Genomic DNA, 22,278 nt, shown 5'->3' on the forward strand with positions numbered 1-22,278 from the left:
TCACCCCAGCATCCTGGCGACGTTCTGGAACCAGGCCACCAATGGCCCCGGCAGGTAGATGCCGGCGATCAGGACCAGAACGAGATGAATGATGAGCGGCAGCATCGACGGTCGCCGACCGGCATCGACGACACTTGACGACGGCTTGCCGAAGGCCACGCCGGTGAGCCGCCAGATGAGGGCGCCAAATGCCAGAAGCAAACCGACGACCAGAGGTATGGCAAGCAAAGGTTCGCGCGCGAATGTCGAGCTCACCAGCAGGAACTCGCTGGTGAAGATGCCCATGGGTGGCAGGCCGGCGATGGCGGCGACACCGACGACAAGGCTCCAGCCCAGCGTCGGATGACTCTCCGTGAGGCCTCGGATATCGGCGATCTTCTGCGTGCCCTTGACCTGCGCCACCTGACCGACGGCAAAGAAGATCGCCGATTTCGTTAGCGAATGCATGGTCATGTGCAGGAGACCGGCGAAGTTGGCGAGCGGTCCGCCCATGCCGAAGGCGAAGGCGATCAGTCCCATGTGCTCGATCGACGAATAGGCGAACAGGCGTTTGATGTCGCGCCGGAGGTACAGCATGAAGGCCGCGAAGATCAGCGACACGAGACCGAGGGTCACAAGAAGCGGCCCCGGCGCCACGGCGAAGGGGTTGGCGGCGAGCAACATCTTGAAGCGCAGGAGCGCATAGAGCGCCACGTTGAGCAGAAGGCCGGAAAGCACCGCCGAGATCGGCGTCGGACCTTCGGCATGGGCATCGGGCAGCCAGGCGTGCAATGGCGCGAGACCGACCTTGGTGCCGTAGCCGAGCATCAGGAACACGAAGGCGACGTTCAGAAGTTCCGGGCTGAAGGCGGCGGCATTGGCGATCAGCGTCGTCCACACCATGGCGTCGTGGCCCTCGCCGATCACCGGTCGGGCGGCCATGTAGATCAGGATGGTCCCGAACAGTGCCAGCGCGATGCCGACCGAGCCCAGGATGAAGTATTTCCAGGCCGCTTCCAGCGCCGCCTGCGTGCGGTAGAGGCCGACCATCAGCACGGTGGTCAGCGTGGCGAGTTCGACCGCCACCCACATCAGACCGACATTGTTGGCCGTCAGCCCGAGATTCATCGAGAAGGACAGCGCCTGATACATGCCGTGATAGAAACGGATGTAGCCCGGCTTCAGACGACCGATCTCGATCTCGTGACCGATGTAGCTCGCCGAGAAGATCGAGGTGGTGAAGCCGACGAAGGTGCCGAGCACGATGAAGACGACGTTGAGGTCGTCGACGAACAGGAAGCTTACCGCCGGATCTGGGCGCTCGATGAGGAGCGTCAACGCGCAAAGGAAGGTGAGGCCCGAGGCCAGCATGTTGACGCGGGAACCGAGCTTGTACTGCGGGATCAGCGCAAGGAGCAGGGCGGCGATACCGGGCACCACCAGAACGGCATCGATGGGAGCGAACGGGAACTGATGGAGAAAGGCGGTCATTCCCGGCCCTCCCGGAAGTCGTCGAGAGCCTGGGTGTCGATGGTGTCGAAACGCTCGCGAATGCGGAACAGGAAGACGCCGATGACGATGAAGGCGACCAGCACCGAAAAGGCGACGGAGATTTCCACCACCAGCGGCATGCCGCGGGCACCGGTTGCTGCCAGGACCAGACCGTTTTCAAGGCTCATGAAGCCGACGATCTGGCTGATGGCGTTCTGGCGCGTCACCATCATCAGCAGGCCGAGCAGGATGACCGACAGGGCGAGCGCGAGATCCTCGCGGGCGATCGGGTCGGCTTCGGCGGCGGCGGGCAGCATGACGACCATAGACAGCGCCACAAGGCCCATGCCCATCAGCATGGTCGGGCCGATGCCGCCCACCGTCTCGATATCGCGATGGACGCCGAGGCGCAGCACCATATGGTGCAGCGCCACCGGGATGGTGATCGCCTTGAGAAGCAGTGCGATGGCGGCGGTCACGAAGAGATGCGGTGCCGCCTGGACGTAGGCTTGCCAGGCAACCGACAGCGACAGCACCACGGCGTGGGCGGCGAACACGTTGAGAAGGCCGAGGATGCGGTTCTGGTAGAGCATCATGAAGCTCACCAACACCATGCCGCCGGCGAGGAGATGCGCGGCATCAAGGGAGAAGCGTTCCATCAGAAGCTCCTCGAGACGAACAGCAACAGCGTGCCAAGCAGGCCGAGCATCAGCGCCCCGCCGACGAACTCCGGCACGCGGAATACCCGCATCTTGGCGATGGCCGTTTCGAACAGAACCATCAGGAAGCCGCCGACGGCGAGCTTGCCGATCCAGGTGACGGCGCCGATTGCCATCCCGATCAGACCATCGTCCTGGCGAGCCATGCCCCAGGGGGCGAAAATGCAGGCGATCAGGGAAATGTAGAGCAGCAGTTTCAGCGCGGATGCGAGCTCGATCACCGCGAGGTGACGTCCGGAGTACTCAAGCACCATGGCCTCGTGCACCATTGTCAGCTCAAGGTGGGTCGCCGGATTGTCGACCGGCACGCGGGCGTTCTCGGTCAGTGCCACGATGATCAGGCCGATCAACGCCAGACCGAGAGAGACGCGCAACGTGCTGTGGTCGACCATGAAGGCGGCCACCGTCGACAGCTGGGTGGAGCCGGCGACCAGCGCCACCGTGAACACGATCATGATCATCGCCGGCTCGGCCAATGTCGAAAACAGCATTTCCCGGCTCGACCCGATGCCACCGAAGGCGGTGCCGATGTCCATGCCGGCGAGCGCCAGGAAGAAGCGCGCCGAGCCGAGCAGCGCGGTAATGGCGATAAGGTCGGCCGCCCACGAGAAATGCAGCCCGGTGGCGAAAGTCGGCACCAGCGCCGCAGCGACCCAGGTGGTGGCGAAGATCAGGTAGGGCGCGTTGCGAAACAGCCACGAGGCGTTGTCCGCCAGAACGGCTTCCTTGCGCACGAGGCGCAGAAGGTCGCGATAGGGTTGCAGGATCGAAGGACCCTGTCGACGAAGGAGGCGCGCCTTCACCTTGCGGGTGAAGCCGACAAGACCGGGGGCAAGCGCCAGCACCAGTATCATCTGGATGCCCTGGACAAGGATGGCGAGGATCAGGCCCATGTTGCCACCAGCACGAGAAGAAGGACCAGCGCCGCGAAAACCAGGCTGAGATAGCTGCGAATGGTCAGGAACTGCAGAACGTTGAGCCGTTCGGCTGCGTAGAGAACGGCCCCTTCGAGGGGGGCATAGATGAACTCCCAGACCAGATCACGGAGCGACAGCGTCAGGCGAGCGGGCGCCATGTCGCCGGGTGGCGGCATCGCCTGGCCGATCTTGGCCCGGAAGGCAATCGGGCCGAACACGCGGCGGATCGGTTGAGCGAAGCTGTCGGCCGTGTATTGCGTTGCCGGCGAAGGATCGGGAAAGCCGCAATCCCAGGGTGGCGCCCTGCGTATGGCTCGCGAGGCGAAGTTGTGGATGACGCGGATCGCTGCCCAGCTCGCCATCAGAATGAAGAAGAACACCAGGAAGCCGGAATAGGAGCTTCGGCTCTCGGAAATCGGGATGATCGAGAAATGCGGCAGGATGGGCTGCTTGGGCATGGCGCCACCCACCAGCAACTGCGACACCGGGGACAGGGCATCCAGAAACGGTCCGGGAAAGACGCCGGCTACAAGGCAAAGAGCCATGAGGGCATACATCGCCCGGATTTGCCAGCGGCTCGCCTCGTGCGCCGTCTCGGCGGCCGGCGAACGGGGGCGACTGAGGAAGGTGATGCCGAAGGCCCGCACGAAGCAGGCGGCGGCGAGCGCAGCGGCAAGCGCCAGCATGGCGCCCGAGGCGGGCACCAGGAAGCGCAATGCCCACTGCGGCAGATCAGGGCTGAGAAGGATTGCCTGCAGGATCAGCCACTCGGACACGAAGCCGTTGAGCGGCGGCAGGGCCGAAATGGCAAGGCAGCCGCCGAGAAACAGATAGGCCGTCTCGGGCATTCGGTGAACGAGGCCACCCAGTTTCTCGATGTCGCGTTCACCGGAGCCGGTCAGCACGTTGCCGGCCCCAAAGAACAGCAAGCTTTTGAACAGGGAATGGTTGAAGGCGTGAAAGACCGAAGCGGTGACTGCGAGGGCGGCAGCACCGGTCATGTCGTTGGTCTTGAAGGCCAGACCCAGTCCGAGCCCGATGAAGATTATACCGACGTTCTCGACCGTCGAGTAGGCGAGAAGGCGCTTGAGGTCGCGCTGGAGGACGGCGTGCAGAACGCCGAGCACGGCCGATCCTGCGCCCAGCGTCAGCACGGTCACCGCCCACCACCACGCTGGCTCGCCGACCAGATCGAACACGACACGGATGAAGGCATAGACGGCGACCTTCGTCATAACGCCCGACATCAGCGCCGACACATGGCTCGGCGCGGCCGGATGGGCGAGCGGAAGCCAGACATGCAAGGGAACGAGACCCGCCTTGGAACCGGCTCCCAGCAACATCAGCACCAGTACCAGCCCGGAAAGCCAGGGGACGTGCGCGGCGGTGCGGATGGCCGAGAAGATATAGTCGCCGTCCGGGCCGGCCAGCAGACCGAAGGCGAGCAGCAGCATCAATGTACCGAACGACGCCATGAGCAGGTAGACATAGCCGGCACGCCGGTTTTCCGCGTCGTGGTGGTGCGCCATGACCAGCGCCCACGAGCTGAGCGACATGAACTCCCAGGCGACCAGGAAGCCGAAGGCGTCGGCCGAGAGCACCACTAGATTCATGCCGGCGAGGAAGGCCGGATAGAAGGGCAGCACACGCCCCGGCTCCTCTTCGTGGGCACCGTAGCCGATGGCATAGAACGAGGCGATCATGGCGCCGAAGTCGACGATCACAAGGAAGGCGGCGCTGAGCGGGTCGAGGACGAAATGGGCGCCGATCCATGGCAGGCCGATCGGCAAGTGGACGGCACCCTGGAAGGCGCTTCCGCCGAGAAGGGCCGACAGTCCGCAAACAAGCAACACGGCGGCAAGAACGAAGCTCGCGCCGTAGACGATGGAGGTCGCCAAGGCAATGCGCCGGGCGACGAGGATCGGCGCAACCACGGCGACGCCGGCAAGCCCGGCGACGCTCAGAAGGGCCGCTGCGATCGGCATTGTCACTTTCATACCCCGAACGGGTTTCGGACCGCTTCCGGCGGCTCCGTGAGGTCAACGCGCGAGACTGCTTGCGCATCTGCTCGTCGAGGCGCCTGTCGGCGCCGGCGAACCCGCTCCGACCGGTGCGGGAGCCGCGATCCCGGCCCGATCGATATCGGTGACGGACGAGGCGGCTGTCATTGAAGACTCAAAGGATGGCGCGAAGCATACCGGGTCGGCTGCGGCTCGGGAATTGTTTGTTGGTATTCAATCAATTCAGTTGGATCGACGCCGCGGCGCTGTTGCACGGATGTCGCGACGTCGCCTCGATCAACAGATGCGCGGCAACTGTTCGCCGGCCAGCCAGTCGACGATGCGACCGCCGCCGAAGCCGGTGGTCATCTGCACGAAGTGCTGATCGTCTTCGACCGTTTCACCGATGATGGCCGCATCCGCGCCAAGCGGGTGCGCCCGCATCGTTTCCACCAATCTGTCAGCGGCCTCCGGTGCCACGACGGCGACGAGCTTGCCTTCGTTGGCGACGTTGAGTGGGTCGAGCCCCAGAAGTTCGCAGGCGGCGGCGACCTGGCGCTTGATGGGGATGCGATCCTCGACAATGCGGAAGCCGACGCCCGACTGGTGGGCGAGCTCGTTGAGTGTCGCGGCGAGCCCCCCGCGTGTCGGGTCGCGCATCAGCCTGAGGTGAGGACCGGCCACAGCGACCATCGCCTCGACGAGACCGTTGAGCGCCGCGCTGTCCGACAGGATTTCCGTTTCGAACGTAAGGTTCTCGCGGCTCGACATGATGGCGACACCGTGATCGCCCATCGACCCGGAAACGATCACCTTGTCGCCCGGTCTGGCCCGGTCTCCGGACAGCACGAGACCGTCGGGCACAACGCCGACGCCGGCCGTCGATATGAACACGCCATCCGCCTTGCCGCGCTCCACGACCTTGGTATCGCCGGTGACGATCGTCACGCCGGCCGTCTTGGCCGCTGCCCCCATGGACTCGGCAATGCGTTTCAGATCGCCGAAAGGGAAGCCCTCCTCGATGATGTAGCTCGCCGAAAGGTAAAGCGGTTTCGCGCCGGCCATGGCAAGATCGTTGACCGTTCCGTGCACGGCGAGCGACCCGATGTCGCCGCCCGGAAAGAAGATCGGCGACACCACATAGCCGTCGGTCGTCATCACCATGCGGCCGCCGACCGGTGTCGGAAAGCTCGCCTGATCGTTGCCCTGATCGAGCAGCTCGTTGCCGAAGGCATCCTTGAAGATCGAGGAAATCAGCTCGGCCATGGCGCGGCCACCGGCACCGTGGCTCATGTCGACACGCCCGTTCTTAAGGTCGAGCTTGCGACGAAAGGTCTTGCTCATGCGCTTCTCCGGAGGTCCGCATCGGTCTGACGGGTGCGGAAGCGTCCATAGGTCCAATGGGCGGCGCAGGCGCCTTCCGACGACACCATGCAGGCCCCGATTGGCGTTTCCGGGGTGCAGACAGTACCGAACAGGCGGCAGTCGGCCGGCTTCTTCTGCCCGCGCAGGATGGCGCCGCATTCGCAGGCGGGGTTGTCCTCGGCCGGCTGCGTCTCGATGGCGAAGCGCTTTTCGACATCGTAGAAGGCGAAGGCGTCGCGCAGCTTGAGCGCGCTCCTCGGCACGGCGCCAAGTCCGCGCCATTCGAAGCTGTCGCGCAGCTCGAACACTTCGTCGCAGAGGTCGATGGCGACGCGGTTGCCATCCGCTCGGACGGCGCGAATGTACTGGTTCTCGACTTCGGCTCGCTGCTCGTTGACCTGACGCACAAGCATCAGAATGGCGTACATCACATCGAGCGGCTCGAAGCCGGCGATGACCACCGGTTTGCGATAGTCCCGGGCGAATACTTCGTAGGGCTCCATCCCGATGATGGTCGAGACGTGGGACGGCCCGACGAAGCCCTCGATGGCGATCGGCGGCTCATCCGGCGTCGGCGGCATGTCGAGAATGGCCCGCATGGCGACCGGCGTCAGCACGTGATTGCAGTAGATCGAGAAGTTGTTGAGGCCCTTGGCCTCGGCAGTCTTCAGCGCCACAGCAGTCGGCGGCGTCGTCGTTTCGAAGCCGATGGCGAAGAACACCACCTGCCGCTCGGGATTGGCCTCGGCGATGCGGATGGCGTCGAGTGAGGAATAGACCATGCGGATGTCGGCGCCTGCCGCCTTGGCCTTCATCAGGCTGAGGCCGCCGGAGGCCGGCACGCGCATCAGGTCGGCATAGGTGCAGAGCGTCACCTCCGGTCGCCTTGCGAGACGGATGGCGTCGTCGATGCGGCCGATCGGCAGGACGCAGACCGGACAGCCGGGGCCGTGGATCATGCGCACGTTGGCGGGCAGCAAATCCTCGATGCCATAGCGGGAGATGGCGTGCGTGTGCCCGCCGCAGAACTCCATGAAGGCGTATGAGCGGTCGGGCCGTACTTCGGCAGCGATGGCCGCCGCGATATCACGCGCCTTGTCGCCGTCACGATACTCGTCGACGTATTTCATAGAGCACCTCCGGCCGCCACCGCCACGCCGCGCGCCTCATCGAGCAGATCGAGGGTACGCCGTGCCTCGTCGGGGTCGACCTTGGAAAGTGCGTAGCCGACGTGAACGATGACGTAGTCACCGACGGCGACGTTCTTCACCAGCGCGACGGAAATTGTCATCGACACGCCATCAAGGCTGATCTTGGCCATGTTGTCGGGCAGGATCTCGGTGACGAGGGCGGGAACGGCAAGGCACATGGGTCAGATCTCCGAGAAGGCTCGGCGGGCGAGGACGGCCTGCCCGAAGGAAAGGCCGCCATCGTTGGCCGGCAGGCGCCGGGCGAGGAGGGGAGTGAGGTTGGACTTGACTAGCTCGGTCGAAAGTCCTGCGGCCAAAACACGATTCATCAGACAGCCGCCGCCGAGCGCGATCTCCGTGAGGCTGGCGGCCGCCGCGCCATGACGGGCGAGGGCGGCGAAGCCGTCGATCAGCGTGCCATGGAACAGCGATGCGCCGGTGCGGGCGTCGGGGCGGGCGAGGGCGAAGTGGGCAAGAAGTGGCGAGAAGGACAGGACGCCATCTTCCAAGGTGAAGCCGCCGTCCAGGACTGCAGGTTCATCGACCAGCGCCTCCAGTTCCATCGCCGCCTGCCCCTCGTAGTCCTGCACGGACCGGACGCCGAGTAGCGCCGCCGCCGCATCGAACAATCGACCGAGCGAGGTCGTGGACAGCCGCTCGGCGCCCGAGGCAACGCGGTTGGCAAGCGGGCCGGCCAGGGATCGGTCCGGGAAAAGCACCGATGCGAGATCAACCCGTCCGAGAGCGGCCAGGGCGCCGACTCCCATCCGCCACGGCTCGCGAGCGGCGCGATCGCCGCCTGGCAGTGGTAGCGGAGCGAGATGGCCGAGGCGGCGGTGTGTCGCACCATCGACCGCGAGCAACTCGCCGCCCCAGGCCCCGCCATCGTCTCCAAGACCATGACCGTCGAGGGCAAGGCCGAGTGCCGGGCCATCAACTCCGGCTTCGGCTGCCACCGCCGCCACATGCGCCGCGTGGTGCTGCACGCGCACGACAGGCAAGCCGAACTCCTCCGCCATCTGACTGGAGCGATAGTCCGGGTGGAGATCGGAAGCGATCAGTTCGGGCTTAACGCCGACGATATCGGTGAGATGGGCGATGGTCTCGCGGTAGAATCTCAGCGTTTCGGCGGTGTCGAGGTCGCCGACATGCTGGGAGACGAAAGCTTCACGCCCGCGCGTCAGCGTCACAGTGGATTTGAGGTGCGCACCGAGGGCAAGCGTCGCCGGCCCGTCTTCGGAGAGAGCGATCGGCTCGGGTACGTAGCCGCGCGCACGGCGCAGGAACGATGGTGCTCCTGCAATGATCTGGGTAACGCTGTCGTCGGCGCGCACGACGATGGCCCGATCATGCGTGACGATCAGGTCGGCGATGCCAGCAAGACGCTGGGTCGCGTCCTGGTCGTCCACCACCAGCGGCTCGCCACCTGGGTTGGCTGAGGTGGCGACCAGAACGAAGTCGTTGGCAGCATGCGGATCGTGACCGGCGAAGTCATGATCGGCGAGCGCTGCAAACAACAGGTGATGCACCGGTGCGTAGGCCAGCATGACGCCGACGCGGGAGAGGCCGGGCGAGACGGCGGGCGCCAGCACGTCGGGCTTCGCCCGCATCAGCACGATCGGCCGGGCGGTTGACGAACAGAGCGCGCGCTCCTCCGGCGACGCTTCGGCGATGGCCGGGATGGAGGCGACATTGGCCACCATCAGCGCGAAAGGCTTGAACTCGCGCGCCTTTCTTGTCCGGAGCGCCGACACAGCCTCCGCGTTGCGGCCGTCGCAGACGAGATGGAAACCGCCGATACCCTTCAGCGCCACGATGCGGCCGGCCCGGATGGCAGACGCGATCTCGGCGACTGAGTGGCTGAGCTTCGGGCCGCAGGCTGGGCAGGCGACCGGTTCGGCATGAAACCGCCGGTCGCGGACGTCCGTGTAGGCCACGGCGCAATCCGGGCACATCGGGAACGAGGCCATCGACGTCTGCCGCCGGTCGTAGGGCAGGCGACGGGTGATGGTGTAGCGCGGCCCGCAGTGGGTGCAGTTGACGAAGGGATAGGCGAAGTAGCGGCTCGACGGGTCGAAAAGTTCGGCAAGGCAGGCATCGCAGGTGGCCGCGTCGGCCACGATACGCGTCATGGTCTCGCCGTCGAGGCTCTCCTTGATGACGAACTCGGTGTCGCCAGTCACTGGCATGTTCTTACGATGGACCGTGTCGATGCGGGCCAGCGGCGGCGCTTCCGAACCCAGGCGCCGCGCAAACTCCTCGACGCGCACGCCTTCCACTTCGATGGTGACGCCGTCCGCACCGTTGCGGACATAACCGGTCAGGCCGCACTCCGTCGCCAGCCGATGGACGAAGGGGCGCATGCCCACACCCTGCACCGCGCCGTTCACCTTGATGAAAAGGCGAGCCACGGAGGCGAAGGCGTCGGGAGTGGGCACGGCGGTCATCGTCTCGTCAGGCCTGCGCGACAGCGGCAGCCCGAGACAGGCTCGCCCGCGCTTCGATCCAGGCATAGAAAGCGGCCATTCCCTCGCCGGTTTCGGCGGAGACCACCAGTGTCTGAAGGTGCGGGTTGACCGTGAGCGCTGCCGCGAGACACTTGCCGACGTCGAACTTCAGATGCGGCAGCAGATCGGCCTTGTTGAGGAGAAGGAGATCGGCGACGGCAAACATGTCGGGGTATTTCAGCGGCTTGTCCTCCCCCTCGGTGACCGAGAGTACGACCACCTTGTGCGCCTCCCCGAGGTCGAAACCGGCCGGACAGACAAGGTTACCGACGTTCTCGATGAACAGAAGACCACCTGGCTCCGCCTTGATGTCGTCGAGCGCGGCGCCAACCATGCCCGCTTCGAGATGGCATCCCTTGCCGGTATTGATCTGAACCGCCCGGGCGCCGGTCGCGCGGATGCGCTCCGCGTCGTTCTCGGTCTGCTGATCGCCCTCGATGACGGAAATCGGGAACTTTGCCTTCAGGTCCTCAATGGCGCGCACCAGAAGCGTCGTCTTGCCCGAACCGGGCGACGACATCAGGTTGAGCGCCAGCGTGCCGGTGGCCGCGAGACGGGCGCGGTTCTGCCGGGCGGCGTCGTTGTTCTTGGCGAGGATGTCGCGCTCGATGCGGATCACCCGCTCGCTGTCGATGTCGGGCCGATGCACGGCGGCAAGCGGTGCGGCATGTACGTGATGTGAGTGCCCGTGATCATGGGAGTGCCCGTGATCATGTGAGTGATCGTGGTCGTGATGATGGTGGTCATGATCATGACTATGGGAATGGTCGTGCTCATGCGGGTGAGCATGGTCGTGATGGTGATGATCGTGGCCATGCTCGTGATCGTGGGGATGATCGTGGGGATGGCCATGAAGCTCCGCCGGCGTCTTGCCGTTGATCCTGTAGCCGGTACCGCCCGACCCGCAACCGCAATCCTTGCACATCACTCCACCTCCAGTTCGCGCAGCCTGAGCTCGTCACCGCTGCTCATCTGCACGTGCCGGCGCCCACATTCCGGGCAGGCGCCGAAGCGTTCGGTCATCGGCACGGTCTTAGCACAATCGAGGCACCAGCCACTGCCGGGAATGCATTCGATGACCAGCCTTGCATTCTCCGCAAGGGTCCCGTGGCTGACGGCCGAAAAGCAGAAAGCCAAGGCGTCGGGGTCGACATGGCCAAATACGCCCACCTCCAGAACCAGCGACCGAATGTGCTTGGCACCGTTTCGTTTCGCCTCCTCGACGGCGATCTCCACCACCGCCTCGCAAAGCGACATCTCATGCATCGAGTGCCCCCTCAGGGACGACGTCAACGGCAACACAGGGAGAGAATCGCGCCGCCAACCGGGCGATCGCCGGAACCGGATCGCCTTCCGGCCGGAACCCAACGAGGGCACGCGCAAACGGTCCGTCGGGATGGAAGTTCCATTCCGTGGGGGCGACAACGCGGGCGTCTCGGAGCCGTCCATCTCCTTGCACCACGGCAGAATAATATAACCTGCCGCGTGGACTTTCCACTGAGGCGTATCCCGTATGGTTCTGCGTCCGATTTGCAGTAAGCCAGTGGCCGAAATCTCCCTCGTTACTGGCTCCGCCAAGAAGAAGACCGAGCGCCTCCTCCGCCTCGACGAGACGGGCCGCGTCCGTCGCGCCTTGAACGGAAGCGGACCAGCCGAGGCGGGCCGCCGGGCCAGTTTCGGGGTGCCGGCCTGGGAGGAAGGGGCGGGCCGAAAACTCGGCATCCTCCACCAGCGCGGCCGCGACGGCCTCATCGTCGAAGGAGGTCAGCGCATCAGGCTGGGCGGGGTGGTCCGGCAACGCCGGCAACCACTCGGGCACGAGACCGAAGGCAGCCCCGATGGCTCGGATGTCCTCGCCTGCGACTCCGGTCCGAGCCGCCTTGCGGGCGGCTTCAAGTGCTTCGCGCACAATGGGGAAGGCCGCGACGGGAGCCAGACGAACCAGCTCGCGCAAATGCTCGGCGACCCGCTCCGCCGCCAAACGAACACGCCAACGCTCCGCCACGTCCCTCGAAATGGTGCGCTGGCCGGCCATCGCAGCGGCAAAAGTCAGTGCTGCGGCGTGCGAGACGCCACAGACGGCATTGACGAGACCAACCGCCTCAACCGCCTGCTCGACTGGTCGTCCGGCAAAGCGCGAGGCTAGCGACAACGGTCGTGCCGAGCGGATCGAGGCCGCGGTGACCACGCCATTCGTTAGGGAAAAGCCGACGGTCACTCTGCCTGGATCAAAGCCGCTCATGACCCGACCTCCTACCCGCCGTGTCCGAAGCCCATAAGGCGGCGGCGGTCCAGGCTGATGGAGAGCGGCCCGACGTCCGATGGTTCCGATTCATGCAACAGTTCGTCCAGAGCGGCCAAGGCGACCTCTTCGGCGACTACTTGATCGTCGAACTCATCCATCGGCGAGAACAGCGACGCCGTGCCATAGCGGCCGGCGTTCTCCATAGATGCCACCACGAAATCGACCTCGCCGGCCGGTAACTCAAGCCTCAGCGTGACACCGTCGGGCGGCAGTGTGATGCCGCCGTCGGGTACGGCGACGACGACCATGCACCAAGGCGCGACCACCGCTGCGAAGCGGAAGCGGCCGAAGCGCCGGATCGGTGTCACCATGACGGCAAGCGCCGGATTGTGAACGGGGAGGGTGGACATGCGGTTGTCGGCCGCTCGCCAGAAATCCTCGAGGCGGCGGACAAGTCCCTCGTCATCAAGGTCGGACAGGAGCGCATCAGCGATCATCGTCGATCCTCATGAACCTGAGCCTGGATCCGTCGCAGTTCGGACAGTGCCAGTCCTCCGGCAATGCCTGAAAGGGTGTGCCCGGTGGCACCTGCGCCACGTCGTCTCCCTCGGCCGGATCATACACCGTCCAGCAGACACCGCACTCCCAACGATCTTTATGGCGAGAAGTCATTGGAAGTAGGCCTCGCCGATCTCGCGGAGACGGACGGCCGAGTCGCGAAAGTCCTCCATCGCTGCCTGCGCTGCGGTCGGAACGTCGCCGATCTCGATGGTGTCGAGCAGGATGGCGTCCATGGCGTTGAAGAACTGTACCGACCAGACATTGTGGATGGCCGTCGCCTGGACGCGGCAGCTGCCATAACCGCGCGAGACGATTTTCATCGGGCCGGTTCCGAGCCGATCGACCAGAAGCTCGAGATCCTCCGCCAGCATCGGCATCAATGTCAGCGAAATGACGTGGTTGGGCTCGCCCGGTCGGTATTGTTCAGCGCGATCGGCGATTTCCGCCAAAACCGCCGGCGCATTCATCACGCCGTCCGGCAGGGCCCCGAGATCGAGGTTCGGCAGCGTCATCGCCGCGGCGCGGCGCACCGCCTGCGGCACGGCTGAGACTTCGGCATAGTCGGCGATGATCGTGTGATCGGAGCCCAGGAAACGGACGCGCCAGAGGCCGGCAAAGACGCTCTCGACAATCTCGGCCATCACTCCGTCCGGAAGCGCTACCGTGGCCGCCACTTCGCCCTCGCCGAGGATCTCATTGAGCAGCCGCCTTTCGTCATCGGTCAAGGGGGCGAGGTCGAACAGCAAGCCAGGGGCCGTCACGGTTTGCCGTTCAAGCGCCGCCGCCATGTCCGGAAGAAGACGGGCGACACTGGGGCAGCGAGCAATCAGCGCCTCGGCGTCGGACGTCGCCAGAAAGGCGAGGGTACCGGTGCCCGTGGTTCGGCCGGTTGTCGGAAGATCCGTCGTCATGCCTCGTCCCTCCGAGCATTTGCAGTAATCTCGATGCGGCTTGGAGCGGCAAATGCCGGTGCGTCCTCTTTTAGCGCAGCTTCGAGACGGTCGAGATATTCGCTCCAGTCGCGAATGCGAGGCAACACGTCGAGCACCGTTTGATCACGCAATACGACCAACGACGGAAAAACCTCGACCCGACAGCGCGACTTCAGCGTCGTTTCGGCCGATCGGGCGACCACGCCCGCCCGGAAACGACCATGGAAGGCGGACAGCAGCTCCGGCAGCACCACGGCAACGTCACCGCTGTCGCTCCGCTGGTCGGGGTCGCCGGTAAAGAACAACAGCGCATGGTCCGGCTCGCCGGGGGCAGGCGCAAGGAAGGCGTCGAGCATATCGGCGTCGATGGTCGGCAAGCCGTGGCGGTTTGCGAGTGCGGCGATCAATGCGGACATGGATTTGGTCTCACAGCCCCTTCAATCGAGCGACGACGTAACGACCGACACCACGCGTCTGGCGCCACGGCGTAAGGAGGTAGTTCTCGGCGGCAATTTCAAAGTCGTTTTCACCTTCGGCGTCGCGAAGCGCTGGAATCGTCGTAAACAGGTCGGCCATGGACTCGAGGCGGACCCGTGTCCCCTTGATCCGGTTGGAAACGTTGCCGCCGTGGACCACCTGCAACCAAGCCGGACGTCCTTCGATCTGTCGGACCGGTGCCAATCGGGCGATGTTGACGTGAATCTCGCCCCATATGGTCCGGGCGTCGAGCGCCATTGGCTCCAGCAGTGAGGCGAAAGGATTCTTGCGGTCGACGATCCGATAGAGACGCGGTGTGGTGCTGGCTGCCGAAAGGATTGCGCCATTTGGAAAATTGAACACCTGGGCGGCGCCCGCTCGCGCCGCTTCGCGGAGCCGGGCGACATGGTCGACGGCCAGGATGTCGTCACTGTCGAGACGGGTGGTCAAGAGCCAGTCGCTGTCCGCATATCGAGGCAGAACGGCCGGAATGATCTCCGGCATCATGAAGAGATCGGTGAACTCGGCATGAAATGGGAAAACCCTCTGAAGATCACCGATGACCTGCTTGAACTCGGCGGGCGTCTCCCGATCGAAAAAGATCACCCAGTCGAAATCCGTTTCCGTCTGCTGTGCGACGCTCGGCAAGCAATAGTCGCGGAACAGGCGAAACCGATCGGCCAACCATCCCGGTTGAGAGCGGAGGTAGAGTTCCCGCCCCGGCGAAGGCACGTTGAAGCGTGTTAGGAAAACATGCTTGATCTTGGCACTCATACTGACACGTCCTCGGTGCTTCGCAGATACTGGACAGGAAGACTAGCCCGGCCGGCGCCCATTGCTATCGTAAGATTCCAGACCGAGCGCCCTCATTTCCTGAGATGAACAGGCAGTTCCGGTTCACGGTCCATGAGATCGGCGAAAAGATGCTCGAAGGGGCGCCCCTCCGCAGCGGCCGCGAGGCCATCGAGCGCAAGGCTGATCGCCTCGGCCTCCGCGTCGTCAAGCACGCGAATGGCGCTGTCGAGGTGTACGAGCAACCGGGCTCCGGGCGCCTGTTTGCCGACCAGCAGCGTCGAGACCCGCCGCGTCTCTCCATGCCATTCGCAGAGAGCGGAAAAGTCGTCGCCATCGACGACGGTCATCGGCAGGCCAAGGCACATGTTTCGGTTCCCTCAACCAGCGGCACGCGGTCGCTCGTAGGCGACCCGATCGATGTCGTTGGCAAGCAGGCCGCCTTCCGGAGGAAGGGAAAACTCGCGCCGGACCGGGGGGACGCCCCAGCCCGATAGAATGTCGACCGCAAGGGCGATCGCCGGCTCGATGCTGGCGGCGACCGGAGCGGTCAATGGCCCGCCCCAGTCTTCGAGGTCGAGCGGCTGGCAGCCGATCAGGGCGATATCGCCTGGATAGTGCCCCATGAGGTCGGCTGCGGAAAGAACTTCCTGAAAGCCGGTCTGATGCAGGCTCATCTTCTTGGCGCCGGTAAATTTCGGCACCTCATCCCCCCGCACCACCTTCAGCGTGCCGGGCGCAAGGCCGTAATCGATGGCATCGAACACCAGAAGGCGTTCGGCCTCGGCAACATGATTGACGAGGTAGAGACCTTGCGTGCCGCCATCGAGCAGATCGACTCCATCGGCCATGGAATAGAGCCGATGGAAGGCTTCGATAGCGCGAACGCCGAAGCCCTCGTCGGCCCAGAGGATGTTGCCGATTCCCAAGACCAACACGCTCATGCCGCTTATCCCTCGCGCTCGTCGCGGAACTGCCGCTCGCCGGAGATCATGGTGGAGATCATGGTCTGACGGCTCATTATGTCCTCGCGCACCGCGGCGTAGATATGGATGATGGCGAAGATGACGATCACCCACATGCCCAGGTGATGCAGCGTGTGGATGTCTTGAGAGTTCGGCCAGATGTCGAACACCCAGCCGAAAGCCTTGGCCTGCCAGCTGTCGCGACCGGTGCCTTCCGAGTAGAGCGCGAAGCCGGTGATGATCATGCCGAGATTGAACAGCGTGAACATCGCGAACATGGCCGTATGAGCAAGCGGATTGTGGCCGATGTACTTGTAGGGTTCCTTTTCAAGGAAAAGGTACCAACGTGCTTCGCGGATGATGCCTTTCCACCACGTCTTTTCCCATACCGGAATATAGAAAATCTGGCGCGAGTACTTGTTGCCCCAGAACGCCCAGAGAATGCGGGCGAGAAAGGCCACGGCCAGCACCTGCCCGGCAGCGAAGTGGGCGAAGCGGATATAGCCGAACAGGAAGCTGTCCGAAGCTTCGCCCGGCATGGTCGGCGGCGGCGAACCTATGAAATAGCCTGTCACCGCCAGAATGGTGATGCAGAGGGCGTTGCCCCAGTGCCAGAGGCGCACCGGCGCCTCGTAGACATAGATGGACGGGCCGGCGACGATGACGTCGTCGGTGGCGTCCATCACGCCGGTGAGCATCTTCGCGTCATGTGCCATGGCGTTGCCCTCAGCGGACGGTGACGGTTGCCATGTCCTGCCCGTCTTCGCTCATCACGTGGGTAGAGCAGGCAAGGCATGGATCGAAGGAGTGCAGCGTCCTCAGAATCTCAAGCGGTTGCTCGGGATCGGCCATCGGCGTGTCGAGCAGCGCCGCCTCGAAGGCGCCGATGTTCCCCTCGGGATCGCGCGGCGAGCCGTTCCATGTGGTGGGGACAACGGCCTGATAGTTGTCGATCTTGCCGTCCTTGATCTTGATCCAATGACCGAGCGCGCCGCGCGGCGCCTCGGTGAAACCGACGCCCTTCGCCTCCTTCGGCCAGGTGTCCGGCGTCCACTTGTCGGTATTGGCGGTGGAAAGGTCGCCTGCCTTGATGTTGGCGACGAGCTTGTCCTGGAAGTAGCGCAGTTCGCGCGCCGCCCATTGGCATTCGAGGGCCCGTGCGGCCGTGCGGCCTAGCGTCGAGAATAGCGCGGTGAGCGGCAGGCCGAGGTCGGTGAGCAGCTTGTCGACCGGTTCCTTGAATTCGGCCTTGCCTTGGGCGTAGCCGATGACGTAGCGGGCCAGCGGTCCCACTTCGACGGCGTGGCCCTTCCAGCGTGGCGACTTGATGAAGGAGTATTTCGCCGCTTCGTCCAGCGCCTCGATGTTCGTCTTGGTGCCGCGTGCGTTGGGGCCGAGCTCGAAATGCGGCTCGGTGACGCCGTCCCAGGGATGCAGCCCCTTGGTCTCGTCGGGGTACTTGTACCAGGAGTGGGTGACGAACTCCTGCACCTCGTCCGGGTTGCCGAGGTCGATCGGATGGATCTCGTCGAGCTTGCCGTTGAGGATGACGCCGCGCGGCAGCTTGAGTGAAGCATCCGAATAGTCGTTGGCGTGCTCGGGAATGTCGCCGTAGCTCATCACCGAGGTCGACGACAGGCCACCGCCGTGCAGCCAGTCCTTGTAGAAGGAACCGATGGCCTTGAGGTCAGGCAGGTAGACCTGCTCGGTGAAGGCGATCGTCTGATCGATGATCGACGAGACCAGGTTGAGCCGCTCCATGTTGATGGCGCCGACGGCGCCGGTGCCGTCCACGTTGATCGGCGAGGGAACGCCGCCCACCAGCCAGTTGGGATGCGGGTTCTTGCCGCCGTAGATGGTGTGAATCTTGACGATTTCCTTCTGGAAGTCGAGCGCTTCCAGATAATGGGCCACGGCCATCAGGTTGGCTTCGGGCGGCAGCTTGTAGGCGGCATGTCCCCAGTAGCCATTCTTGAACGGGCCGAGCTGTCCGCTTTCGACGAATTTCTTGAGACGCCCCTGCAGATCGCGGAAATAGCCGGGCGAGGAGAGTGGCCAATCGGAAATAGACTGTGCGAGTGCACTGGTTGCCTTTGGGTCGGCCGACAGCGCCGACACCACGTCTACCCAGTCGAGCGCGTGCAGATGGTAGAAGTGGACGAGGTGATCATGCACCTGAAGCGTCAGCTGCATGATGTTTCGGATCGAGTTGGCGTTCTCGGGAATGTTTATGCCGAGCGCGTTTTCGACGGCTCGTACCGAGGTCAGCGCGTGTGTGCCCGTGCAGACGCCGCAGATGCGCTCGGTGAAGGCCCAGGCGTCGCGCGGGTCCCGGCCCTTCAGGATAACCTCGATGCCTCGCCACATGGTGCCGGTGGAAACGGCGTTGCGGATGACGTTGTCGGCGTCGACGTTCACCTCGACGCGCATGTGACCCTCAATGCGCGTGACCGGATCGACGACGATGCGACGGCCGGCATTGTCGAGCTTGAAGCCGTTGGGGGTTTCGATGCCCATGGAAAAGTGTCCCGTTCATGTGAGGGCCGGCGGAGCGCTGGGCGCCCGCGCGCCGGGCTGTTACTGCTGATCGTTGCGACGATGGGGGTCGTGCTTGCTGGTGAGGCGCTTCACCGCCGTCGCGGCCGTGTGGACGGCCACGCCGCCGATCACCGCGCCGGTTGCCAGAAGACCGATCTGATCGGCCGTGGCCTCGACGCCAAATTGCCGGATGGTGGTCAGGCGGTCGTAGAACGACCCCTTGTCCCAGAAGCCGTCTTCGGAACAACCGATACAGCCGTGACCCGATTGGATGGGGAAGGAGACTCCGCCGTTCCAGCGCACCGTCGAACAGGCGTTGTAGGTAGTCGGTCCCTTGCAGCCCACCTTGTAGAGGCAGTAGCCCTTGCGGGCGCTCTCGTCGTCCCAGCTCTCGACGAACTGGCCGGCATCGAAATGCGGGCGACGATAGCACTTGTCGTGGATGCGCTGCGAATAGAACATCTTCGGCCGCCCCTGGCGGTCGAGCTCGGGCATCTTGCCGAAGGTTAGGATGTAGCTGATGACGCCGGTCATCACCTCGGCAATCGGCGGGCAGCCGGGCACCTTGATGATCGGCTTGTCGCGGATCACCTTGTCGATTGGTACCGCCTGAGTCGGGTTGGGCTTGGCCGCCTGCACGCAACCCCAGGACGCACAGGCGCCCCAGGCGATCACCGCCATGGCGTCGCCGGCCATCTCCTTCAGCTTCTCGACGAACGGACGGCCGCCGTCGATGCAGTACATGCCGTCTTCGTTGAGCGGCGGATTGCCTTCCACGGCGAGGATGTAGCCGCCTTTGTACTTTTCGCGGGTTTCCTGGAGGATAGCCTCGGCCTGATGGCCGGCGGCGGCCATCAGAGTGTCGTCATAGTCGAGAGAGATCATCGACAGGATGACGTCCTTGGCCAGCGGATGAGCCGAGCGGATGAAGCTTTCCGAGCAGCAGGTACATTCTAGCCCGTGCATCCAGATGACGGGGATGCGCGGCTTGGTTTCCAGGGCCCGGGCCATCTGGGTGGCCGCCACCGGGCCAAGCCCGAGACTCGCCGCCGTCAGATTGCAGAATTTGACAAAGCTCCGTCGCGTGATCCCCTGCCTCCGGATCACGTCGTAAAAGGTCTCGGTCGCCGAACCCATGCTGTTCCCCCGAATAGCGAACCAATGCCGAAGACCGGTCGCTCAAGCGTCGGAAACGACGTCCTGCTCCGCGACTCGAGAACATTAGCAATCGCTCATGCTGCTTAGCCTTCAGTTCAGAATGGGTCCAGATCACAAATCGTAGTGATGACTACACGAGCCGGGTTTTCGTCGTTGAAATAACGGGATAGTTTGAGAGTGAGCGGAACGGATAGGTGTCTTCCCGTATGGATCGGCGCCCGTGTGCGACTTTGTTCCGGCGAGCCCAGTACAACCAAGAGGTAAAGCGATGCCCATTACCGTCTATGGAATCAAGAACTGCAACACCATGAGAAAGGCTTTTGCCTGGCTCGACCAACACGGCGTCGCCTACAGCTTTCATGACTACAAGAAGTCGGGCGTCACCGCTGACAAGCTTGCGAGCTGGGTGTCGCGCGCCGGAGGCTGGGAGCACGTTGCCAACAAGAGCGGGCTCACGTTTCGCGGCCTGCCCGAAACCGCCAAGGCAAGCCTCGACGATCAACGCGCCATCGCCTTGATGATCGAAAAGCCGAGCATGATCCGCCGCCCGATCATCGAGGCCGATGGCGGCAAGCTGGTCATCGGCTTTTCGGACGAGTCCTTTACGGCAAGCTTCGATCCGTCCAATCCTGCACCATAGGATTGGGGCGGACGTCGGTCAGGTGCCGCAGAAGGTCGCCATCACGCGATCTTCCGGGCGCGGTGGCAAGGCCAGATCCGCATCTTCCGGGCGATCCTCGAACGGGCGCGTCACCGCCTGCAGCAGGCGAACATAGGGGGCGCCGTCGCTCCCGTCGATGATGGCATCGAGCGCCTTTTCCACTTGATGGTTGCGGGGAATGACTGCCGGATTGATCGCCCGCATGGCCGCGGCGGACTCGGCGGGGGAACGGCCGCCTGTTGCGAGCCGTGCCCGCCAGTTTGTCAGCCAGGGTTCGAGACCGGCGTTGCCGCCGAAAAGCGACAGGAAGGCTTCGGTATCGGCATCGGGGTCGGTCAGGTTGGCGAGACGGCGGAAGGTGAGGGTGAAGTCGGCCTTTCCAACCTGCATCAGCGAGAGCAGTTCGGTGACCAGCTCGCGGTCTCCACTACGCTCTTGGGCGATGCCAAGCTTTTCGAGAAACCGCCCGAAATAGGCCGACTCGAACTTGCCGGCAAACCCGCTTAAACGCTCGACGACGATCTCAACCGCCTTGTCCCGGTCGTCGGAGAGGAGTGGCAACAGGCATTCTCCGAGCCGGGCGAGGTTCCATTGGGCGATTTGCGGCTGTCGTCCATAGGCATAACGCCCCTGCCTGTCGATGGAGCTCAGCGCCAGGTTTGGCTCATAGGCGTCCAGGAAAGCGCATGGGCCGTAATCGATGGTCTCGCCGGAGATCGCCATGTTGTCGGTGTTCATCACGCCGTGGATGAAACCGACGGACAGCCAAAGCGCGATCAGCCGGGCTTGTCGCTGGACGACGCTCTCGAAAAGCGCGGCATAAGGGGCGTCGCTGCCGGAGATGTCGGGATAGAGCCGCTCGATTACGTAATCGGCGAGGCGGCGGACGCCATCCACGTCGGAACGATGGGCGAAATACTGGAAGGTGCCGACTCGGACGTGACTTGTCGCAACGCGGGTCAACACGGCGCCCGGAAGAGGGCGTTCGCGCAGAACCGTCTCGCCGGTGGCGACGGCAGCCAGAGAACGGGTCGTCGGGATGCCGAACGCCGCCATCGCTTCGCTGATCAGGTATTCCCGGAGTACGGGCCCAACCGCCGCCTTGCCGTCGCCGCGTCGTGAGAAAGCCGTTCGACCGGAGCCTTTCAGCTGCAGATCCAGGCGCCGGCCATCGCGGGCGATCAATTCGCCGAGCAGCAAGGCCCGGCCGTCGCCGAGCGCGGGTACGAAATGGCCGAACTGATGGCCGGCATAGGCAAGGGCAATGGGATCGGCCCCCTCCGGCACTGCAGCGCCCGACAACGCGGCGACGCCCTCGGGCGAGGCAAGCGCCTCAGGGTCGAGACCAAGTTCCGCCGCGAGCGTCGTGTTGAGGACCAGCAACCCCGGAGAGGGAGCCGGTTCCGGCCGGACCCGCTCGTAGAAGCGGGGAGGCAGACGGGCGTAGCTGTTGTCGAATGCGATCGCGAGCGGCAAGAACGGCTCCTCGAATCCCAACCATCGGCGACGGTCTTGGCAACGTGGGGCGGTCACCGGACGGTTGGCCGGCTCATGGGTATTCTACGTAGAGTTCTGGGCGTCACACCGCAAGGGGGCTACTCGCCACAAGCCGGTTTGATCGGCATTCTGATCAACAAAGTGGATAGAACAGAATCAGTCAGTTAAGCGAAAATGATAAACAGGAATAATAGACATCGAGTAGTTTTTACTTTGATGAGTAACTTCAATAAAGGTCTATAACATATTGAAAAATATATATTCATAGGCCGGGCCGGCTGAAA

The 22,278-nt window shown here is 64.0% G+C and carries 23 protein-coding genes; 1 reads left to right on the top strand and 22 read right to left on the bottom strand.

What is annotated here, in order from left to right:
- The 21 genes from M4J39_RS01780 to M4J39_RS01880 form a co-directional block, all read right to left on the bottom strand.
- Entirely contained in the window at positions 1-1,470 is a 1,470-nt protein-coding gene (locus M4J39_RS01780) for a hydrogenase 4 subunit F (RefSeq protein ID WP_251725972.1), read from the bottom strand.
- Positions 1,467-2,129, bottom strand: a complete 663-nt coding sequence (locus tag M4J39_RS01785) for a hydrogenase-4 component E (protein ID WP_251725974.1) — start codon at positions 2,127-2,129, stop codon at positions 1,467-1,469. Before M4J39_RS01785 ends, M4J39_RS01780 begins: the two co-directional genes overlap by 4 nt.
- Positions 2,129-3,082, bottom strand: a complete 954-nt coding sequence (locus tag M4J39_RS01790) for a respiratory chain complex I subunit 1 family protein (RefSeq protein WP_251725975.1) — start codon at positions 3,080-3,082, stop codon at positions 2,129-2,131. Before M4J39_RS01790 ends, M4J39_RS01785 begins: the two co-directional genes overlap by 1 nt.
- Positions 3,073-5,091, bottom strand: a complete 2,019-nt coding sequence (gene hyfB, locus M4J39_RS01795; protein ID WP_251725977.1) for a hydrogenase 4 subunit B — start codon at positions 5,089-5,091, stop codon at positions 3,073-3,075. The genes M4J39_RS01790 and hyfB overlap by 10 nt, the downstream gene beginning before the upstream one ends.
- A 312-nt stretch (positions 5,092-5,403) precedes the next feature.
- Positions 5,404-6,450: a hydrogenase expression/formation protein HypE gene (gene hypE / locus M4J39_RS01800; RefSeq protein WP_251725978.1), complete on the bottom strand. Its 1,047-nt coding sequence runs from the start codon at positions 6,448-6,450 to the stop codon at positions 5,404-5,406.
- On the bottom strand, positions 6,447-7,601 hold the full coding sequence (gene hypD / locus M4J39_RS01805) for a hydrogenase formation protein HypD (RefSeq protein WP_251725980.1): 1,155 nt from the start codon (positions 7,599-7,601) through the stop codon (positions 6,447-6,449). Before hypD ends, hypE begins: the two co-directional genes overlap by 4 nt.
- A complete protein-coding gene (locus M4J39_RS01810; protein ID WP_251725982.1) occupies positions 7,598-7,840 on the bottom strand; it encodes a HypC/HybG/HupF family hydrogenase formation chaperone in 243 nt (80 codons plus the stop codon). The genes hypD and M4J39_RS01810 overlap by 4 nt, the downstream gene beginning before the upstream one ends.
- Positions 7,841-7,843: 3 nt before the next feature.
- Positions 7,844-10,108, bottom strand: a complete 2,265-nt coding sequence (hypF, locus tag M4J39_RS01815; protein WP_251725984.1) for a carbamoyltransferase HypF — start codon at positions 10,106-10,108, stop codon at positions 7,844-7,846.
- A gap of 7 nt (positions 10,109-10,115) precedes the next feature.
- Positions 10,116-11,093, bottom strand: coding sequence for a hydrogenase nickel incorporation protein HypB (gene hypB / locus M4J39_RS01820; RefSeq protein ID WP_251725986.1), 978 nt, complete (start codon positions 11,091-11,093; stop codon positions 10,116-10,118).
- Positions 11,093-11,434 (bottom strand): hydrogenase maturation nickel metallochaperone HypA, encoded by a 342-nt coding sequence (gene hypA, locus M4J39_RS01825; RefSeq protein WP_251725988.1) that lies wholly within the window; start codon positions 11,432-11,434, stop codon positions 11,093-11,095. Before hypA ends, hypB begins: the two co-directional genes overlap by 1 nt.
- Positions 11,427-12,410 (bottom strand): hypothetical protein, encoded by a 984-nt coding sequence (locus M4J39_RS01830; RefSeq protein ID WP_251725990.1) that lies wholly within the window; start codon positions 12,408-12,410, stop codon positions 11,427-11,429. The genes hypA and M4J39_RS01830 overlap by 8 nt, the downstream gene beginning before the upstream one ends.
- A gap of 11 nt (positions 12,411-12,421) precedes the next feature.
- Complete coding sequence (gene hybE, locus M4J39_RS01835) at positions 12,422-12,910, bottom strand: [NiFe]-hydrogenase assembly chaperone HybE (protein ID WP_251725992.1); 489 nt, start codon at positions 12,908-12,910, stop codon at positions 12,422-12,424.
- Positions 12,900-13,085, bottom strand: a complete 186-nt coding sequence (locus tag M4J39_RS01840) for a rubredoxin (protein WP_251725994.1) — start codon at positions 13,083-13,085, stop codon at positions 12,900-12,902. Before M4J39_RS01840 ends, hybE begins: the two co-directional genes overlap by 11 nt.
- A complete protein-coding gene (locus tag M4J39_RS01845) occupies positions 13,082-13,885 on the bottom strand; it encodes a hydrogenase expression/formation protein (RefSeq protein WP_251725996.1) in 804 nt (267 codons plus the stop codon). The genes M4J39_RS01840 and M4J39_RS01845 overlap by 4 nt, the downstream gene beginning before the upstream one ends.
- On the bottom strand, positions 13,882-14,322 hold the full coding sequence (locus M4J39_RS01850) for a hydrogenase accessory protein (RefSeq protein WP_251725998.1): 441 nt from the start codon (positions 14,320-14,322) through the stop codon (positions 13,882-13,884). The genes M4J39_RS01845 and M4J39_RS01850 overlap by 4 nt, the downstream gene beginning before the upstream one ends.
- Positions 14,323-14,332: 10 nt before the next feature.
- Positions 14,333-15,157, bottom strand: a complete 825-nt coding sequence (locus tag M4J39_RS01855) for a glycosyltransferase (RefSeq protein ID WP_251726000.1) — start codon at positions 15,155-15,157, stop codon at positions 14,333-14,335.
- Positions 15,158-15,249: 92 nt separating this feature from the next.
- Positions 15,250-15,543 (bottom strand): HypC/HybG/HupF family hydrogenase formation chaperone, encoded by a 294-nt coding sequence (hypC, locus tag M4J39_RS01860; protein ID WP_251726001.1) that lies wholly within the window; start codon positions 15,541-15,543, stop codon positions 15,250-15,252.
- A 12-nt stretch (positions 15,544-15,555) separates the two neighbouring features.
- Positions 15,556-16,119, bottom strand: a complete 564-nt coding sequence (locus M4J39_RS01865) for a HyaD/HybD family hydrogenase maturation endopeptidase (RefSeq protein WP_251726003.1) — start codon at positions 16,117-16,119, stop codon at positions 15,556-15,558.
- Positions 16,120-16,124: 5 nt separating this feature from the next.
- The gene (gene cybH / locus M4J39_RS01870; protein WP_251726774.1) at positions 16,125-16,838 is read right to left on the bottom strand and encodes a Ni/Fe-hydrogenase, b-type cytochrome subunit; all 714 of its coding nucleotides are present in this window, start codon (positions 16,836-16,838) and stop codon (positions 16,125-16,127) included.
- A gap of 28 nt (positions 16,839-16,866) precedes the next feature.
- On the bottom strand, positions 16,867-18,657 hold the full coding sequence (locus M4J39_RS01875; protein ID WP_251726005.1) for a nickel-dependent hydrogenase large subunit: 1,791 nt from the start codon (positions 18,655-18,657) through the stop codon (positions 16,867-16,869).
- Between the two features lie 60 nt (positions 18,658-18,717).
- Complete coding sequence (locus tag M4J39_RS01880) at positions 18,718-19,815, bottom strand: hydrogenase small subunit (RefSeq protein ID WP_251726006.1); 1,098 nt, start codon at positions 19,813-19,815, stop codon at positions 18,718-18,720.
- 289 nt (positions 19,816-20,104) lie between these two features.
- On the opposite strand from M4J39_RS01880, the gene M4J39_RS01885 reads away from it, so the two are divergent.
- Complete coding sequence (locus M4J39_RS01885; protein ID WP_251726008.1) at positions 20,105-20,476, top strand: arsenate reductase; 372 nt, start codon at positions 20,105-20,107, stop codon at positions 20,474-20,476.
- An 18-nt stretch (positions 20,477-20,494) separates the two neighbouring features.
- Here M4J39_RS01885 and M4J39_RS01890 read toward each other — a convergent pair whose 3' ends face one another.
- On the bottom strand, positions 20,495-21,973 hold the full coding sequence (locus tag M4J39_RS01890; RefSeq protein WP_251726010.1) for a YdiU family protein: 1,479 nt from the start codon (positions 21,971-21,973) through the stop codon (positions 20,495-20,497).
- Positions 21,974-22,278: the final 305 nt, after the last annotated feature.

It is taken from the genome of Pleomorphomonas sp. NRK KF1 (genome assembly GCF_023721755.1).
Classification (GTDB): Bacteria; Pseudomonadota; Alphaproteobacteria; order Rhizobiales; family Pleomorphomonadaceae; genus Pleomorphomonas.

Bases quoted from the DNA above. Each gene is read 5' to 3' on its own strand.
- M4J39_RS01780 (WP_251725972.1), bottom strand. From the start codon at position 1,470: ATGACCGCCTTTCTCCATCAGTTCCCGTTCGCTCCCATCGATGCCGTT.
- M4J39_RS01785 (WP_251725974.1), bottom strand. From the start codon at position 2,129: ATGGAACGCTTCTCCCTTGATGCCGCGCATCTCCTCGCCGGCGGCATG.
- M4J39_RS01790 (WP_251725975.1), bottom strand. From the start codon at position 3,082: ATGGGCCTGATCCTCGCCATCCTTGTCCAGGGCATCCAGATGATACTG.
- hyfB (WP_251725977.1), bottom strand. From the start codon at position 5,091: ATGCCGATCGCAGCGGCCCTTCTGAGCGTCGCCGGGCTTGCCGGCGTC.
- hypE (WP_251725978.1), bottom strand. From the start codon at position 6,450: ATGAGCAAGACCTTTCGTCGCAAGCTCGACCTTAAGAACGGGCGTGTC.
- hypD (WP_251725980.1), bottom strand. From the start codon at position 7,601: ATGAAATACGTCGACGAGTATCGTGACGGCGACAAGGCGCGTGATATC.
- M4J39_RS01810 (WP_251725982.1), bottom strand. From the start codon at position 7,840: ATGTGCCTTGCCGTTCCCGCCCTCGTCACCGAGATCCTGCCCGACAAC.
- hypF (WP_251725984.1), bottom strand. From the start codon at position 10,108: ATGACCGCCGTGCCCACTCCCGACGCCTTCGCCTCCGTGGCTCGCCTT.
- hypB (WP_251725986.1), bottom strand. From the start codon at position 11,093: ATGTGCAAGGATTGCGGTTGCGGGTCGGGCGGTACCGGCTACAGGATC.
- hypA (WP_251725988.1), bottom strand. From the start codon at position 11,434: ATGCATGAGATGTCGCTTTGCGAGGCGGTGGTGGAGATCGCCGTCGAG.
- M4J39_RS01830 (WP_251725990.1), bottom strand. From the start codon at position 12,410: ATGAGCGGCTTTGATCCAGGCAGAGTGACCGTCGGCTTTTCCCTAACG.
- hybE (WP_251725992.1), bottom strand. From the start codon at position 12,910: ATGATCGCTGATGCGCTCCTGTCCGACCTTGATGACGAGGGACTTGTC.
- M4J39_RS01840 (WP_251725994.1), bottom strand. From the start codon at position 13,085: ATGACTTCTCGCCATAAAGATCGTTGGGAGTGCGGTGTCTGCTGGACG.
- M4J39_RS01845 (WP_251725996.1), bottom strand. From the start codon at position 13,885: ATGACGACGGATCTTCCGACAACCGGCCGAACCACGGGCACCGGTACC.
- M4J39_RS01850 (WP_251725998.1), bottom strand. From the start codon at position 14,322: ATGTCCGCATTGATCGCCGCACTCGCAAACCGCCACGGCTTGCCGACC.
- M4J39_RS01855 (WP_251726000.1), bottom strand. From the start codon at position 15,157: ATGAGTGCCAAGATCAAGCATGTTTTCCTAACACGCTTCAACGTGCCT.
- hypC (WP_251726001.1), bottom strand. From the start codon at position 15,543: ATGTGCCTTGGCCTGCCGATGACCGTCGTCGATGGCGACGACTTTTCC.
- M4J39_RS01865 (WP_251726003.1), bottom strand. From the start codon at position 16,119: ATGAGCGTGTTGGTCTTGGGAATCGGCAACATCCTCTGGGCCGACGAG.
- cybH (WP_251726774.1), bottom strand. From the start codon at position 16,838: ATGCTCACCGGCGTGATGGACGCCACCGACGACGTCATCGTCGCCGGC.
- M4J39_RS01875 (WP_251726005.1), bottom strand. From the start codon at position 18,657: ATGGGCATCGAAACCCCCAACGGCTTCAAGCTCGACAATGCCGGCCGT.
- M4J39_RS01880 (WP_251726006.1), bottom strand. From the start codon at position 19,815: ATGGGTTCGGCGACCGAGACCTTTTACGACGTGATCCGGAGGCAGGGG.
- M4J39_RS01885 (WP_251726008.1), top strand. From the start codon at position 20,105: ATGCCCATTACCGTCTATGGAATCAAGAACTGCAACACCATGAGAAAG.